Origin of the sequence: Paracoccus mutanolyticus, assembly GCF_003285265.1 — a bacterium.
Classification (GTDB): Bacteria; Pseudomonadota; Alphaproteobacteria; order Rhodobacterales; family Rhodobacteraceae; genus Paracoccus; species Paracoccus yeei.
Genome location: NZ_CP030239.1, coordinates 378,416 through 391,540 on the forward strand (window position 1 = coordinate 378,416; position 13,125 = coordinate 391,540).

Annotated in this window: 10 protein-coding genes, 1 tRNA gene, 1 other RNA gene and 6 pseudogenes; 15 read left to right on the plus strand and 3 right to left on the minus strand. The window is 67.7% G+C overall.

Translation table 11 applies throughout. The features are described from left to right. Positions 1-19 precede the first annotated feature (19 nt). The 13 genes and pseudogenes from DPM13_RS24700 to ffs all read left to right on the plus strand — a co-directional run. A pseudogene (locus tag DPM13_RS24700) lies at positions 20-115 on the plus strand (preprotein translocase subunit SecG); the annotation flags it as partial. 550 nt (positions 116-665) lie between these two features. Next, positions 666-2,309 carry a CTP synthase gene (locus DPM13_RS02195; RefSeq protein WP_028717780.1) on the plus strand — a complete coding sequence of 548 codons (1,644 nt, stop codon included), beginning with the start codon at positions 666-668 and terminating at the stop codon, positions 2,307-2,309. A gap of 124 nt (positions 2,310-2,433) precedes the next feature. Continuing rightward, entirely contained in the window at positions 2,434-2,856 is a 423-nt protein-coding gene (locus tag DPM13_RS02200; RefSeq protein WP_223252295.1) for a hypothetical protein, read from the plus strand. Positions 2,857-2,948: 92 nt separating this feature from the next. Further along, the gene (ppk2, locus tag DPM13_RS02205; protein ID WP_028717782.1) at positions 2,949-3,857 is read left to right on the plus strand and encodes a polyphosphate kinase 2; all 909 of its coding nucleotides are present in this window, start codon (positions 2,949-2,951) and stop codon (positions 3,855-3,857) included. A 90-nt stretch (positions 3,858-3,947) separates the two neighbouring features. Continuing rightward, positions 3,948-4,409 (plus strand): tellurite resistance TerB family protein, encoded by a 462-nt coding sequence (locus tag DPM13_RS02210; protein ID WP_028717783.1) that lies wholly within the window; start codon positions 3,948-3,950, stop codon positions 4,407-4,409. A gap of 280 nt (positions 4,410-4,689) precedes the next feature. Next, complete coding sequence (locus DPM13_RS26485; RefSeq protein WP_397246252.1) at positions 4,690-5,148, plus strand: ATP-binding cassette domain-containing protein; 459 nt, start codon at positions 4,690-4,692, stop codon at positions 5,146-5,148. After that, complete coding sequence (locus DPM13_RS26490) at positions 5,082-5,300, plus strand: hypothetical protein (RefSeq protein ID WP_397245444.1); 219 nt, start codon at positions 5,082-5,084, stop codon at positions 5,298-5,300. Before DPM13_RS26485 ends, DPM13_RS26490 begins: the two co-directional genes overlap by 67 nt. 29 nt (positions 5,301-5,329) lie before the next feature. Beyond that, positions 5,330-6,050 (plus strand): annotated as a pseudogene (locus DPM13_RS02220) (transporter substrate-binding domain-containing protein). 51 nt (positions 6,051-6,101) lie between these two features. Continuing rightward, positions 6,102-6,980, plus strand: a complete 879-nt coding sequence (locus DPM13_RS02225) for an ABC transporter permease (protein WP_112887372.1) — start codon at positions 6,102-6,104, stop codon at positions 6,978-6,980. After that, positions 6,977-7,804 carry an ABC transporter permease gene (locus DPM13_RS02230; protein WP_080620637.1) on the plus strand — a complete coding sequence of 276 codons (828 nt, stop codon included), beginning with the start codon at positions 6,977-6,979 and terminating at the stop codon, positions 7,802-7,804. Before DPM13_RS02225 ends, DPM13_RS02230 begins: the two co-directional genes overlap by 4 nt. 3 nt (positions 7,805-7,807) lie before the next feature. Then, positions 7,808-8,519, plus strand: a pseudogene (locus tag DPM13_RS26495) (glutamine synthetase); the annotation flags it as partial. A 160-nt stretch (positions 8,520-8,679) separates the two neighbouring features. Then, a pseudogene (locus DPM13_RS26500) lies at positions 8,680-9,129 on the plus strand (glutamine synthetase); the annotation flags it as partial. Positions 9,130-9,186: 57 nt separating this feature from the next. Further along, an RNA gene (gene ffs, locus DPM13_RS02240) (signal recognition particle sRNA small type) lies at positions 9,187-9,283 on the plus strand. 166 nt (positions 9,284-9,449) lie between these two features. On the opposite strand, the gene DPM13_RS02245 is transcribed toward ffs, so the two are convergent. From DPM13_RS02245 to DPM13_RS25635, 3 genes and pseudogenes are all read right to left on the minus strand, one after another. Then, a tRNA-Leu gene (locus DPM13_RS02245) sits at positions 9,450-9,534 on the minus strand. Positions 9,535-9,562: 28 nt separating this feature from the next. Next, positions 9,563-10,749: pseudogene (locus DPM13_RS25630) on the minus strand (NAD(P)H-hydrate dehydratase). 139 nt (positions 10,750-10,888) lie between these two features. Beyond that, a pseudogene (locus tag DPM13_RS25635) lies at positions 10,889-11,137 on the minus strand (NAD(P)H-hydrate epimerase); the annotation flags it as partial. A gap of 120 nt (positions 11,138-11,257) precedes the next feature. On the opposite strand from DPM13_RS25635, the gene DPM13_RS02255 reads away from it, so the two are divergent. After that, entirely contained in the window at positions 11,258-11,596 is a 339-nt protein-coding gene (locus DPM13_RS02255) for a P-II family nitrogen regulator (protein ID WP_028717789.1), read from the plus strand. A 78-nt stretch (positions 11,597-11,674) separates the two neighbouring features. Further along, positions 11,675-13,081: a type I glutamate--ammonia ligase gene (glnA, locus tag DPM13_RS02260; RefSeq protein WP_028717790.1), complete on the plus strand. Its 1,407-nt coding sequence runs from the start codon at positions 11,675-11,677 to the stop codon at positions 13,079-13,081. Positions 13,082-13,125: the final 44 nt, after the last annotated feature.

Sequence of the window (13,125 nt, forward strand, 5' to 3'; positions counted from 1 at the left end):
CGTCCTGCTGATCGGGGTCGTGCTTCTGCAGCGGTCCGAAGGCGGCGGCCTTGGCATGGGGGGTGGCGGCGGCAGCGGCGTCATGACCGGCCGCCAGGCGGCCAATGCGCTGTCCAAGGCCACCTGGGTCCTGGCCATCGCCTTTCTGATCACCTCGCTGGTGCTGACGGTGATCGCGGCGCGCAACGCCTCCAGCGGCTCGATCGTGGACCAGCTGGACCTGGGCGGCGCGGCCGACAGCCAGCCGGCGACGACCCTGCCGGGCATCGGCGACTATACCCCGCCCCCGGCGGCGGGCCAGCCGCCTGCCGCCCGGCGCCGCGTCCGAACCGGCTGGCGACGACCGCACCCCTGCCCCGGCAGCGCCCGCGACCACGCCCGCGGCACCGGCGCAGACGGCCCCGTGACCCCGCCCGCGCCGGTCGAACCCGCGCCCGCCGCCCCGGCGGCCGAGCCGGCCCAGACGCCCGCGACGCCGGCTCCTGGTCCGGCTCCGGCCCGGCCGCGACCATCTGATACCGAACCGGGGCGCATCGCCTGCGCCCCATCACGACACATGGCGGTCCGTTGCGGCCATGGGGCGGGTCTGATAAAGGACAAGCCCCGTGATGCCGGCCAGATTCGGGCCGCGATTTCCTATTTGACCGACTCACGGGGGCCTTCGGATGGCGCGCTATATCTTCATTACCGGCGGTGTGGTTTCCTCGCTTGGCAAGGGGCTGGCATCGGCGGCGCTGGGGGCGCTGCTGCAGGCGCGGGGCTATACCGTCCGGTTGCGCAAGCTGGACCCCTATCTGAACGTCGATCCCGGCACCATGAGCCCGTTCGAGCATGGCGAGGTTTTCGTCACCGACGACGGTGCCGAGACCGACCTGGACCTAGGCCATTACGAACGCTTCACCGGGGTTTCGGCGCGCAAGACCGACAGCGTCTCGTCCGGGCGGATCTATTCCAACGTGCTGGAAAAGGAACGGCGCGGCGAATACCTGGGCAAGACCATCCAGGTCATTCCGCACGTCACGAACGAAATCAAGGACTTCCTGGCCATCGGCGAGGATGAGGTCGATTTCATGCTGTGCGAGATCGGCGGCACGGTCGGCGACATCGAGGGGTTGCCCTTCTTCGAGGCGATCCGCCAGTTCGCCCAGGACCGTCCGCGCGGGCGCTGCATCTTCATGCACCTGACGCTGCTGCCCTATCTGGCCGCCTCGGGCGAGCTCAAGACCAAGCCGACGCAGCACAGCGTCAAGGAACTGCGCTCGATCGGGTTGCAGCCCGACGTGCTGGTCTGCCGGTCCGAACAGCCGATCCCGGAAAAGGAACGCGCCAAGATCGCGCTGTTCTGCAATGTCCGCCCCGAGGCGGTGATCCCCGCCTATGACCTGAAGTCGATCTACGAGGCGCCGCTGGCCTATCACCGCGCGGGCCTCGACCAGGCGGTGCTGGACGCCTTCCAGATCAGCCCCGCGCCCCGCCCCGACATGTCGCGCTGGGAGGACGTGATGGACCGGCTGGAGAACGCCGAGGGCCAGGTCAGGATCGCCGTGGTCGGCAAGTACACCCAGCTCGAGGACGCCTACAAGTCCATCGCCGAGGCGCTGACCCATGGCGGCATGGCCAACCGCGTCCGCGTCAAGGCCGATTGGGTCGACAGCGAGAAGCTGGAGGGCGAGGGCGCGCATCTGCTGGACGGCTATCACGGCATCATCGTGCCCGGCGGCTTCGGCGAACGCGGCACCGAGGGCATGGTCGCCGCCGCCCGCTATGCGCGCGAAAAGAAGGTGCCCTATCTGGGCATCTGCCTGGGCATGCAGATGGCGGTGATCGAGGCCGCGCGCAACCTGGCCGACATGCCCGACGCGGGGTCCGAGGAATTCGACCACGAGGCCGGCGAGACCCGCTTCACCCCCGTCGTCTATCACCTCAAGGAATGGGTGCAGGGCAATTACACGGTCCAGCGCAAGCTTTCCGACGACAAGGGCGGCACCATGCGGCTTGGGGCCTATACCGCCGTGCTGACGCCCGGATCGCGCATCTCGCAGGTCTATGACGGCGCGACCGAGATCGAGGACCGCCACCGCCACCGCTACGAGGTGGACGCCAAGTATCGCGAAAAGCTGGAGCAGGCGGGCCTTTGCTTCTCGGGCATGTCGCCCGACGGCCGCCTGCCCGAGGTGGTGGAATATCGCGACCACCCCTGGTTCATCGGCGTGCAGTCCCACCCCGAGCTGAAATCCAAGCCCTTCGCCCCGGCGCCGCTGTTCGCGGGCTTCGTCCGGGCGGCGATGGAGAATGAGCGGCTGGTCTAGGCCCACACGCGCCTGCGCCGGCATGGTTCCGCCCCCAGGCGGAGCCCCCGCCCCTGCGGGCCTTCCGGGACTGTCCTTTGCCGCGCGCCTGACGCACAATCGCGACAAAGACCCCGGAGCCGCCATGCGCCTTGCCCTGATCCTTGCCCTTGCCGCCGGTCCCGCGCTGGCCGATGCGCCGCTGTTCCTGATCGAACAGTCCAGCCTGCCCTTCGACCTTGGCCCCGGGGCGCCCAGGAACCAGCCGTCGCGGCAGGCGAACTCGCCCCATGCGGCGGCGAATTCCGCGGCAAGCCCGGCCAATTCCTCGGACGTCTACCGCAATGCGCCGGAAAACCCGGAAAACGGAAAGCGGCTGATCTTTACCGCCGATGGGACGGTGGTGGGCTATTATGCCCCGAACGGCTCGGGCGTGGTGAACCTGTTCGACATCACCGGCAAGCGCGTGGCCTATCGCCCGCGCGGCAGCAAAAGCCTGTTCGGAGCGACGGGCGCTGGTGCGGCACGGTGGCCGACGCCCACGGCGGCGGCTTTGCCTTTGGCGTGATCCGCGCCTGCGCCAGCCTGTTCTGACGCCGCCGGACACGAAACTGTCACATCGCCCCGCTAGACGGCGCAGGACGCAAGCAGGAGACGGCAATGCAGGACGAGCCCCGCAACGAATGGCTGGAAGCCGAACTGTCCAACACGCTGGACGAAGACTACGAGATCGAGCTTGAGGATGCCGCCCTGTCGCAGGAAATCTCGCGCATCTATCGCGACACGCATCCCAACCAGATGCCCAGGGCCGAATATTTCCGCAACCTGCTGCGCCTCCAGGCGGAACTGATCAAGCTGCAGGACTGGGTCAGCTACCACAAGGAAAAGGTCGTGGTGATCTTCGAGGGCCGCGACAGTGCCGGCAAGGGGGGCGCGATCAAGCGCATCACCCAGCGCCTGAACCCCCGCGTCGCCCGCGTGGTGGCCCTGCCCGCCCCCTCGGACCGCGAAAAGACGCAATGGTATTTCCAGCGCTATGTCCCCCATCTGCCCGCCGGGGGCGAAATCGTGCTGTTCGACCGCAGCTGGTACAACCGCGCGGGGGTCGAACGGGTGATGGGCTTTGCCACCGAGCCCCAGGTCGAGCAGTTCTTCGACGATGTGCCCGAATTCGAACGCATGCTGGTCCGCTCGGGCATCCGGCTGGTGAAATACTGGTTCTCGATCACCGACGAGGAACAGCAGATGCGCTTTCTGATGCGCATCCACGACCCGCTGAAGCAGTGGAAGCTGTCGCCCATGGACCTGCAGTCGCGGGTGCGCTGGGAGGATTACACCAAGGCCAAGGAAGAGATGTTCGAACGCACCAACATCCCCGAGGCGCCCTGGTACATCGTCCCCGGCAACGACAAGAAGCGCGCGCGGCTGAACTGCATCAGCCACCTGCTCAGCATGATTCCCTATGCCGACGTCCCGCATGAAGAGGTCGTGCTGCCCGACCGCGTGTTCAACCCCGATTACGAACGCGAGGTGGTGCCGCCCGAGCTTTACGTGCCGCAACGTTACTGACCGGCCCGGCGGCGGAACGGCCGGCGCACGCACCCGTGAGTTGAGATTTATTAGCTTCTTTCCGTGCGCGATCTGTCCTAAGGTTCCGGTATGTTCCGCAATCTGCTCAGTCGCCTGTTCGCCACCGCACCGCTTCATGCGCCGCTGTCGTCCTCTGACGCCGAGGTCGCGGTCGCGGCGCTTCTGGTGCGCATCGCGCGGGCCGACGACCGCTACAGCGACGCGGAAAAGACCCGGATCGAAACCATCCTGGCCCGCTGGCACGGGCTGGACCGCCAGCAGGCGTCCGAACGGCGCGTGGCGGCCGAGATGATCGAGGCCGAGGCCCCCGACACCGTCCGCTTCACCCGCACCATCAAGGAACGCGTGGGGATCGAGGATCGCCGCGACGTCGTTGCGGCCTTGTGGGAAATCGCCCTGTCCGACGGCCAGCGCAGCGCCGAGGAGGAAAGCCTGGTGCGCCTCGTCTCGGGGTTGCTGGGGGTCAACGACCGCGATTCCGCGCTGGTCCGCAGGCAGATCAACGGCCAGCTGGGCCTGTCCAGCGACTAGGCGGGCGGGCCTTTCCTGACCGGAAAGGCAGTCAGGAAAGCGTTGCAATCCGCCGCCAAATCGCGCCACATGCCCAGATGAACCACCCGGACCAGCCCAGCCCAGCCATGACCCCCAGCCAGGACGCGCAGCCCCCCGTCATCGAGATCCGGGACCTGCACAAGGCTTACGGCGAGCTGCGGGTCATTCGCGGCGTCAGCCTGACCGCCCCCCGGGGCCATGTCGTCAGCCTGATCGGCGTTCCGGGTCGGGCAAGTCCACGCTGCTGCGCTGCTGCAACCTGCTCGAGGACAGCCAGCAGGGCGACATCCTGTTCGAGGGCGAAGCGGTGCGCTGGCGCGGCGCGGGCATGGCCCGGGTGCCCGCCGACCGCACCCAGGTGACGCGGCTGCGCACCAACCTGTCGATGGTGTTCCAGCAGTTCAACCTGTGGTCCCACATGACCATCCTGCAGAACGTCATGGAGGCGCCGGTCCACGTCCTGAAACGCAACCCCGCCGAGGTCGAGGGCCGCGCCCGCGCCCTGCTGGCCAGGTCGGCATCGGCGACAAGGCCGACGGTGGCCCGCGCAGCTTTCGGGCGCCAGCAGCAGCGCGCCGCGATCGCCCGCGCGCTGTGCATGAGCCGCGCGCCCTGCTGCTGGACGAGCCGACCAGCGCGCTGGACCCCGAATTGCAGCAAGAGGTCGTGCGCGTCATCAAGGACCTGGCCGCCGAACACCGCACCATGCTGCTGGTGACCCATGACATGCGCCTGGCCGCCGATGTCAGCGACCATGTCGTGTTCCTGCACCAGGGCCTGATCGAGGAACAGGGCCCGCCGTCGCAGCTTTTCGGGGCGCCCCGCTCGGACCGGCTGCGCCAGTTCCTCAGCGCCTCGATGGCGGGATAACGGACAAGAAACCAACAGGAGAGAAGACGATGAAGAAGTTCGTGCTTGCAGTCGCGGCCCTTGCGCTGACGGCGGGGGCGTCCATGGCCCAGACCGTGCGCATCGCGACCGAGGGCGCCTACCCTCCCTACAACCTGGTCAACGACCAGGGCCAGGTCGACGGGTTCGAGGTCGCGCTTGGCAACGAGCTGTGCAAGCGCGCGCAGCTTGACTGCACCTGGGTCAAGAACGACTGGGATTCGATCATCCCGAACCTCGTCTCGGGCAACTACGACGCCATCATGGCCGCCATGAGCATCAACGAGGAACGCAAGGCCTCGATCGAGTTCACCCAGAACTACCTGCCGCCGGCGCCTCCTCCTATATCGCGCTGACGCCGAAGCGGACCTCAAGGGCGGCGTGATCGCGGCCCAGACCGGCACCGTGCAGGCCGCCTACATCGCCCAGACCGGCGCCACCATGCTGGAATTCGCCACCATCGACGAGGTGATCGCCGCCGTCCGCAACGGCGAGGCGGACGCGGGCTTCGGCGACCACGAGGTGCTGCGCCCCAGCGTCGAGGAATCCCAGGACCTGCAATTCGTCGGCGACCAGGTCAGCCTGGACGAGGGCATCGGGGTGGGCCTGCGCAAGAGCGATGCCGAGTTGAAGGCCAAGCTGAACGACGCCATCGCCGCGATGAAGGCCGACGGCAGCCTGAATGCGCTGATCGCGAAATGGTTCGGCGACAAGGCGCAGCTTCACGAATGATCTGACGGCGCCGCGGGCCTGCGCGCCTGCGGCCGCCGCAAGGACTTGCCGATGTTTGCATCCTGTGCCGATCCCGCCCAGCTTCAGGGGCTGTCCTGGCTGATGTGCTACCTGACATCGGGCAAGCACATGCTGTTCTATGCCAGCTTCGGCACCGTGTTGCTGGTGCTGGCGGTGACGGCTCCGGTCGCGCTGCTGTTCGGCTATGGCGGCGCCCTGGCGGCGCGGTCCCCTGTCGCGCCGCTGCGGCTTTTCGGCAGGATCTACACCTCGATGGTGCGCGGCATCCCCGACATCATCTTTTTCCTGTTCGTGCCCATCGCGCTGGATCAGGCGATCGAATGGCTGCGCTCGCGCGTCTATTGCGACCCTTCGGTGCCGGTGCGGCAGGGCAATGAATTCCTGGTCTGCGCCGCGGCCAAGCTGCCGCTCTCGACCTCGCCCGAATGGGTGCACCAGGTCTATGGCCTGGCGCTGGCGGTGATCGCCTTCGCCATCGTGTTCGGCGCCGTCGCGGCCAATGTGCTTTACGGCGCCATGCAGGCGGTGCCGCGCGCCCAGCTGGAAACCGCCGAGGCCTATGGCATGAGCCCGCGCCAGGTCACGCGCCGCGTCCTGATCCCGCAGATGTGGACCTATGCCCTGCCCGGGCTCACCAACCTGTGGATGATCCTCATCAAGGCCACGCCGCTTCTGTTCCTGCTGGGGGTCGAGGACATCGTCTATTGGGCGCGCGAGCTGGGCGGCTCCAAGACCTCGGCCTTTTCCTATCCGCATCCCGACTGGCGGATCTATTACTTCCTCGCCATCCTGGTCTTCTACCTGCTGATGACCTGGGGGTCGGAACGGGTGTTCGACCGCATCCGCCGCCGCCTGTCGCGCGGCCAGGCCACCGCCGCCGGCGAGGCGATGCGAAAGGCCGCGACATGAACCAATGCGTGCAAGCGATCCAGGACTACGGGCTGCGCGCCATCGGCCTGGGCGAACGGCTGCTGCCGCGCGCGGACTTCACGCTGTGCGAACAGGTGGTGCTGATCGGCTCGGGCCTGATCTGGAACCTGTATTTCGCCTTCTTCGCGCTGCTGATCGGCTTTTTCCTGGCCAATGCGCTGGCGCTTGCCAAGACCAGCCGCAGCCCCTGGCTGAGAAAGCCGGCCGACGCCTTCATCTTCGTCTTTCGCGGCAGCCCGCTGTTCATCCAGTTCTTCCTGGCGTACGAGGCGCTGGTGCAGCTGCCCCGCGCCGGGATCGACGTCTTCGGCATCACCGTCGCCACAAGCTGGCTGACCAAGGCCTGGGCCGGAGCGCTGATCGTCCTGACGCTGAACACCGCCGCCTATTCCGCCCAGATCTTCTACGGCGCGCTGCGCAACCTGCCCAAGGGCGAGCTCGAGGCCGCCGACGCCTATGGCATGACCGGCTGGACCCGCTATCGCCGCGTCGTCTGGCCGACCGCGATGCGCCTGGCCTGGCCCGCCTATACCAATGAGGCGATCTTTCTGTTCCACGCGACGACGCTGGTGTTCTTCTCCAGCTTCCCGGCGTTCCAGCAGCGCGGGGACGCGCTCTATTACGCCAATTACTTCGCGGACAAGACCTTCAACCCCTTCGTGGCCTACCCCATCGCGGCGGGCTATTTCATCCTTCTGACCCTGTGCCTGATCGGGCTGTTCGGGGTCGTCAACCGGCGGCTGAACCGCCATCTGCCGGGCGCGGCGAAACGGCTTCGCTATCGGCCCAATCTTGTCAGGTGAACCATGGACTGGCTGCGCGAGCATCCCGAAGTCAAGACAATCCGCGTGGCCGCGGCCGACCTGAACGGCCAGCCGCGCGGCAAACGCATCCCGGCCCGCTTTGCCGACAAGATCCTGACCGAGGGGACCAAGTTCCCGTTTTCGGTCCTGAACATGGACATCTGGGGCGAGGACGTCGAGGACAGTCCCCTAGTCTTTCAGTCGGGCGATCCCGACGGGCTGCTGCTGCCCACGGAACGCGGCTTCATGCCGATGCCCTGGCTCGAGGCGCCGACCGGGCTTTTGCCGCTCTGGATGTTCCACCCCGACGGGCGGCCCTATGACGGCGACCCGCGCCAGGCCCTGGCCCGCGTCGTCGAACGCTACGAGGCGGCGGGCCTGACCCCGGTGGTCGCGACCGAGCTGGAATTCTTCCTGATCGACGACTCCGGCGGCCAGCTCAGGGTCCCGCCCAGCCCGCGCTCGGGCAAGCGCCGCACCGGGGCCGAAACGCTCAGCTTGCGCGCGCTGGACGCCTTCGACCGCTTCTTCACCGCGCTTTACGACGCCGCCGAGGCGATGGACATCCCCGCCGACACCGCCATTTCGGAAGCCGCGCCGGGCCAGTTCGAACTGAACCTGATGCACCAGCCCGACGCACTGAAGGCCGCCGACGACGCCTGGCTGTTCAAGCAGCTGGTCAAGGGGCTGGCGCGGCAATACGGCTTTGCCGGCTGTTCATGGCGTAAGCAGGTTGGCAGTGGGGCAGGTCGGGTCGAGACGCGCTTCACCTACGATCAGGTGCGCACCGACGGCAACAACATTGGCAAGGAGACGACCCAGGAAGTCTGGATCCCGGCGAGTGGTGGCACTACCGTGCACAAGGTCGAGCGTGACTATTTGCGCCGCACGAAAACAGCTATGACCGGCTGGTCCCGAACGCCCATGCACCGACCGGTCTGGGCTGGGCTTATGAAAACCGCACCTCGGCGATTCGCATCCCTTCCTCGGGGCCCAAGGCGCGCCGCATCGAACATCGCGTGGCGGGGGGCGACGTGAACCCCTATCTGACGGTCGCGGCGATCCTGGGCGCGGCGCTGAACGGGCTCGAGGACCGGGCCGAGCCCCCGCCACCGATCCAGGGCAACGCCTATGAACAGGGGCTGGCGCAGTTGCCCGCCAGCTGGGGCGCGGCCATCGAGGCCTTCGCCGCCTGCCCCCAGATCAAGCGCATCTTCCCCGCCCATCTGATCGAGAATTTCGTGATGACCAAGCGCCAGGAGCTGCGCTACATGGCCGAGCTTTCGGACGAGGAGACGGTCGAGCTTTACCTCGACACCGTGTGACGGGCCGGGCGCCCTGCCCTCTTGCAATGCGCCCCCGTTCGCCTTAACTAACCCCCCGAGAGGTTGGCGCGGGCGAGCGCCTCGCCAACCCGGTCAGGTCCGGAAGGAAGCAGCCGTAACGAGTCCCGCTTGGGTCGTTGTCCAGCCTCTCACCGTTTTCTCTCAAGCTTCTGAAATCTGGAAACGCCCCTGCTTGGCTGGGGCTGGTTCCATCTTTGGTGCCAGAGTGCCAGAACGAAGGCAAGCGGTGCTGGGAAACCCATCCCCCTGCGTCCTTCGAAAAAGCCCGTATGGCCCTGAATACTTGAACGAAATCAACATGGTGCGGGTAGAGGGACTTGAACCCCCACGCCTTGCGGCGCCAGAACCTAAATCTGGTGCGTCTGCCAATTTCGCCATACCCGCACGCACACCCCATCGGGGCGAGCCCGTGTTATAGCAAACCCCCGGCCGGTGACGAGGGGGAAAACACCGCCCCCGCGGACAGGGCGCGAAAAACCTGCGGCAGGGTCTCGGGCAGGTCCTCGGCGATCAGGCCGGGGCCGAAACGGCGCGCGGCCTCGGCATGCAGCCAGGCGCCGGTCGCGGCCGCCTCCGGGGGCGCAAGGCCCCGCGCCATCAGCCCGGTGACGATCCCCGCCAGCACGTCGCCGCTGCCCGCGGTGGCCAGCCAGGGGGCGGCGGCCTCGCCGGTTGCGGCGGCGATCCGCACCCGCCCCTCGCGCAGGACACGACCGTCGCCGTGCCCCTTCAGCAGCACCGTGGCCCCGGCCCGCGCCGCCGCGATCCGCACCGAGTCCAGCCGCGAAAAGGCCGGTCCCTTGGGCGCCTCGTCCGCCAGCTTGCGCGCAAGGTCGGGAAACAGCCGCGCGAATTCGCCGTCTGCGGGGTCAGCACGGCGCGGTCGTGCAGTTGCGCGAACAGCGCATCCGGCCCGTCGGCAAAGGCCGTCAGCGCGTCGGCGTCCAGCAGCACCGGCCGTTCCGTCGCCAGGGCCGCCGGCACCAGAACCCGCGCCCGCTCAAGCCCCAGGCCCGGGCCCAGGCACAGCGCGTTCAGCCGCGGGTCGCGCAGCAGCCGCGCCAGCGCCGGCCCGTCCTCGACCCCGGTCAGCATGGCCGCATCCAGCCGCGCCGCGTTCTCGGGCAGCGCCGCCGCCGGACAGCCCAGCGTCACCAGCCCCGCGCCCACCCGCAGCGCGCCCCGCGCCGCCAGCCGCGCCGCACCCCCGCGCCCCGGCCCTCCGGCCAGCACCAGCGCGTGGCCGTGGCTGTATTTGTGGCCCGCGCGCTTTTCCAGCGCCGGATCGGGCCCGGCCAGCCGGATGCAGTCGCCCGCCGCCCCCTGCCAGTCCTCGATCCCGATGTCCCGGACGCGCAGCGCGCCGGTCAGCGCGCCGCCCTCGCCCAGGAAATGCCCGGGCTTCGCGCGGTGAAAGCTGACCGTCAGCGCGGCCTGCGGCAGGCTGCCGCCGCCCAGGCTGCGCCCGCTGTCGGCGCAGATCCCGCTGAGGATATCGACCGCGACCAGCGGGCAGCCGGCGGCGGCGACGCCGCGCAGAAGCCCGGCGATCTCGGGCGCCAGCGGTCGCGCAAGTCCGGTCCCGAACAGCGCGTCCACGCACAGCGCCGGCGCCGCACCCGCCGCCGGCGGCGCGCCCAGCCGGAATCGCCCGCCCGGCGGCGGCGGCGGCGGGGCGGGGGGCCGCCGGCGGCGCCATCGCGACCACGCGCACCGAAAGCCCCCGCCCGGCCAGGTGCCGCGCGATCACATAGCCGTCGCCGCCGTTGTTGCCCGGCCCGCACAGCACCAGCACCGGCCCCGCCAGCTGCGGCCAGGCCGCCGCGATCTCGGCCGCTGCCGCCGCGCCCGCCCGCTCCATCAGCGCCCGCCCGGTGACCGCCCCGCTGCCGATGGCCGCCGCCTCGACCGCCCGCATCTGCCGAGTCGTCACGACCTCGGGAATCCCGCCCATAAAACTTGCATAGGCATTGGGCGTTCTGTCCATAATTTAGGCACCATCGGCAGTTTCAACGTTTCCATGCCGCTTTCCCCATCATGCCGCATGGACGGCATCCATCAAACCCGCCAATCAGGGCGCAGGCAAGTCGCGAGGAAGGATCAGGCGATGAAGAAAGTCGAAGCCATCATCAAGCCCTTCAAACTGGATGATGTGAAAGAGGCGCTTCAGGAAGTGGGCGTCCAGGGCCTTTCGGTGACCGAGGTCAAGGGCTTCGGACGGCAAAAGGGCCATACCGAACTCTATCGCGGGGCCGAATACGTCGTCGACTTCCTGCCCAAGGTCAAGATCGAGATGGTGCTGCCCGACGACCTGGTCGAGGTCGCCGTGGACGCCATCATCTCGGCCGCCCGCACCGAAAAGATCGGCGACGGCAAGATCTTCATCCTGCCTGTGGAACAGGCGATCCGCATCCGCACCGGCGAGACGGGCGACGACGCCGTCTGATCCCGCCCGACCCGACGACACCACGATTATCCCTAACCCGGCCGCGGCGGCCGGGCGACTGATGGAGGAAGGACCCCAATGCAAGTCAAGGACGTTCTGGATCTGATGAAGACGGAAGAGGTCGAATATGTCGACGTCCGCTTCACCGATCCCAAGGGCAAGCTGCAGCACGTGACGCTGGTCGCCGACCTGGTGGACGAGGACTTCTTCGAGGAAGGCTTCATGTTCGACGGCTCCTCGATCGCCGGCTGGAAGTCGATCGACCAGTCCGACATGAAGCTGATGCCGGACGCCTCCTCGGCCTATATCGACCCGTTCTATGCCGAAAAGACGCTCTGCGTGCATTGCAACGTGGTCGAGCCCGACACCGGCGAACCCTATGCCCGCGACCCGCGCGGCACCGCCGCCAAGGCCGAGGCCTATCTGAAATCCTCGGGCATTGGCGACACCGCCTATTTCGGCCCCGAGGCCGAGTTCTTCCTGTTCGACGACGTGAAATACGCCATCACCCCCCAGAAGGTCTCGTTCGAGATCGACTCGGTCGATGCCGCATGGAACACCGACCAGTCCTACGAGGACGGCAACCTCGGCCACCGCGCGGCCCACAAGGGCGGCTACTTCCCGGTGAACCCGGTCGACGCGGCCCAGGACATCCGGGGCGAGATGCTCTCGACCATGAAGCGCATGGGCATCAAGGTCGACAAGCACCACCACGAGGTCGCGACCGCCCAGCACGAGCTGGGGATGATCTTCGGCGGGCTGGTCGAGCAGGCCGACAACATCCAGAAATACAAGTACGTCATCCACAACGTCGCCGCCGCCTACGGCAAGTCGGCGACCTTCATGCCCAAGCCCATGAAGGGCGACAACGGCTCGGGGATGCACGTCAACATGTCGATCTGGAAGGACGGCAAGCCGCTCTTTGCCGGCGACAAATACGCCGACCTCAGCCAGGAAGCGCTCTATTTCATCGGCGGCATCCTCAAGCACGCCAAGGCGCTGAACGCGCTGACAAACCCGGCCACGAACAGCTACAAGCGGCTGATCCCGGGCTTCGAGGCTCCGGTGCTGCGCGCCTACTCGGCCCGCAACCGCTCGGGCTGCGTGCGGATTCCGTGGACGGAATCGCCGAAGGCCAAGCGCGTCGAGGCCCGCTTCCCCGATCCGGCCGCGAACCCCTACCTGGCCTTCGCCGCGCTCCTGATGGCCGGCCTCGACGGGATCAAGAACAAGATCGACCCGGGCCCGGCCTCGGACAAGGACCTCTACGACCTGCCACCCGAGGAGCTGGCCGAGATTCCGACCGTCTGCGGCAGCCTGCGCGAGGCGCTGGAAGAGCTTGAAAAGGACATGGACTTCCTGCTCGCCGGCGACGTGTTCACCCGCGACCAGCTGGAAGGCTACATCAAGCTCAAGTGGGAAGAGGTCTACGCCTACGAACACACCCCCCACCCGATCGAATACGCGATGTATTACAGCTGCTGATCGGCAGACCGGGACAGTGACCGCGAAAGCCGCCCTCCGGGGCG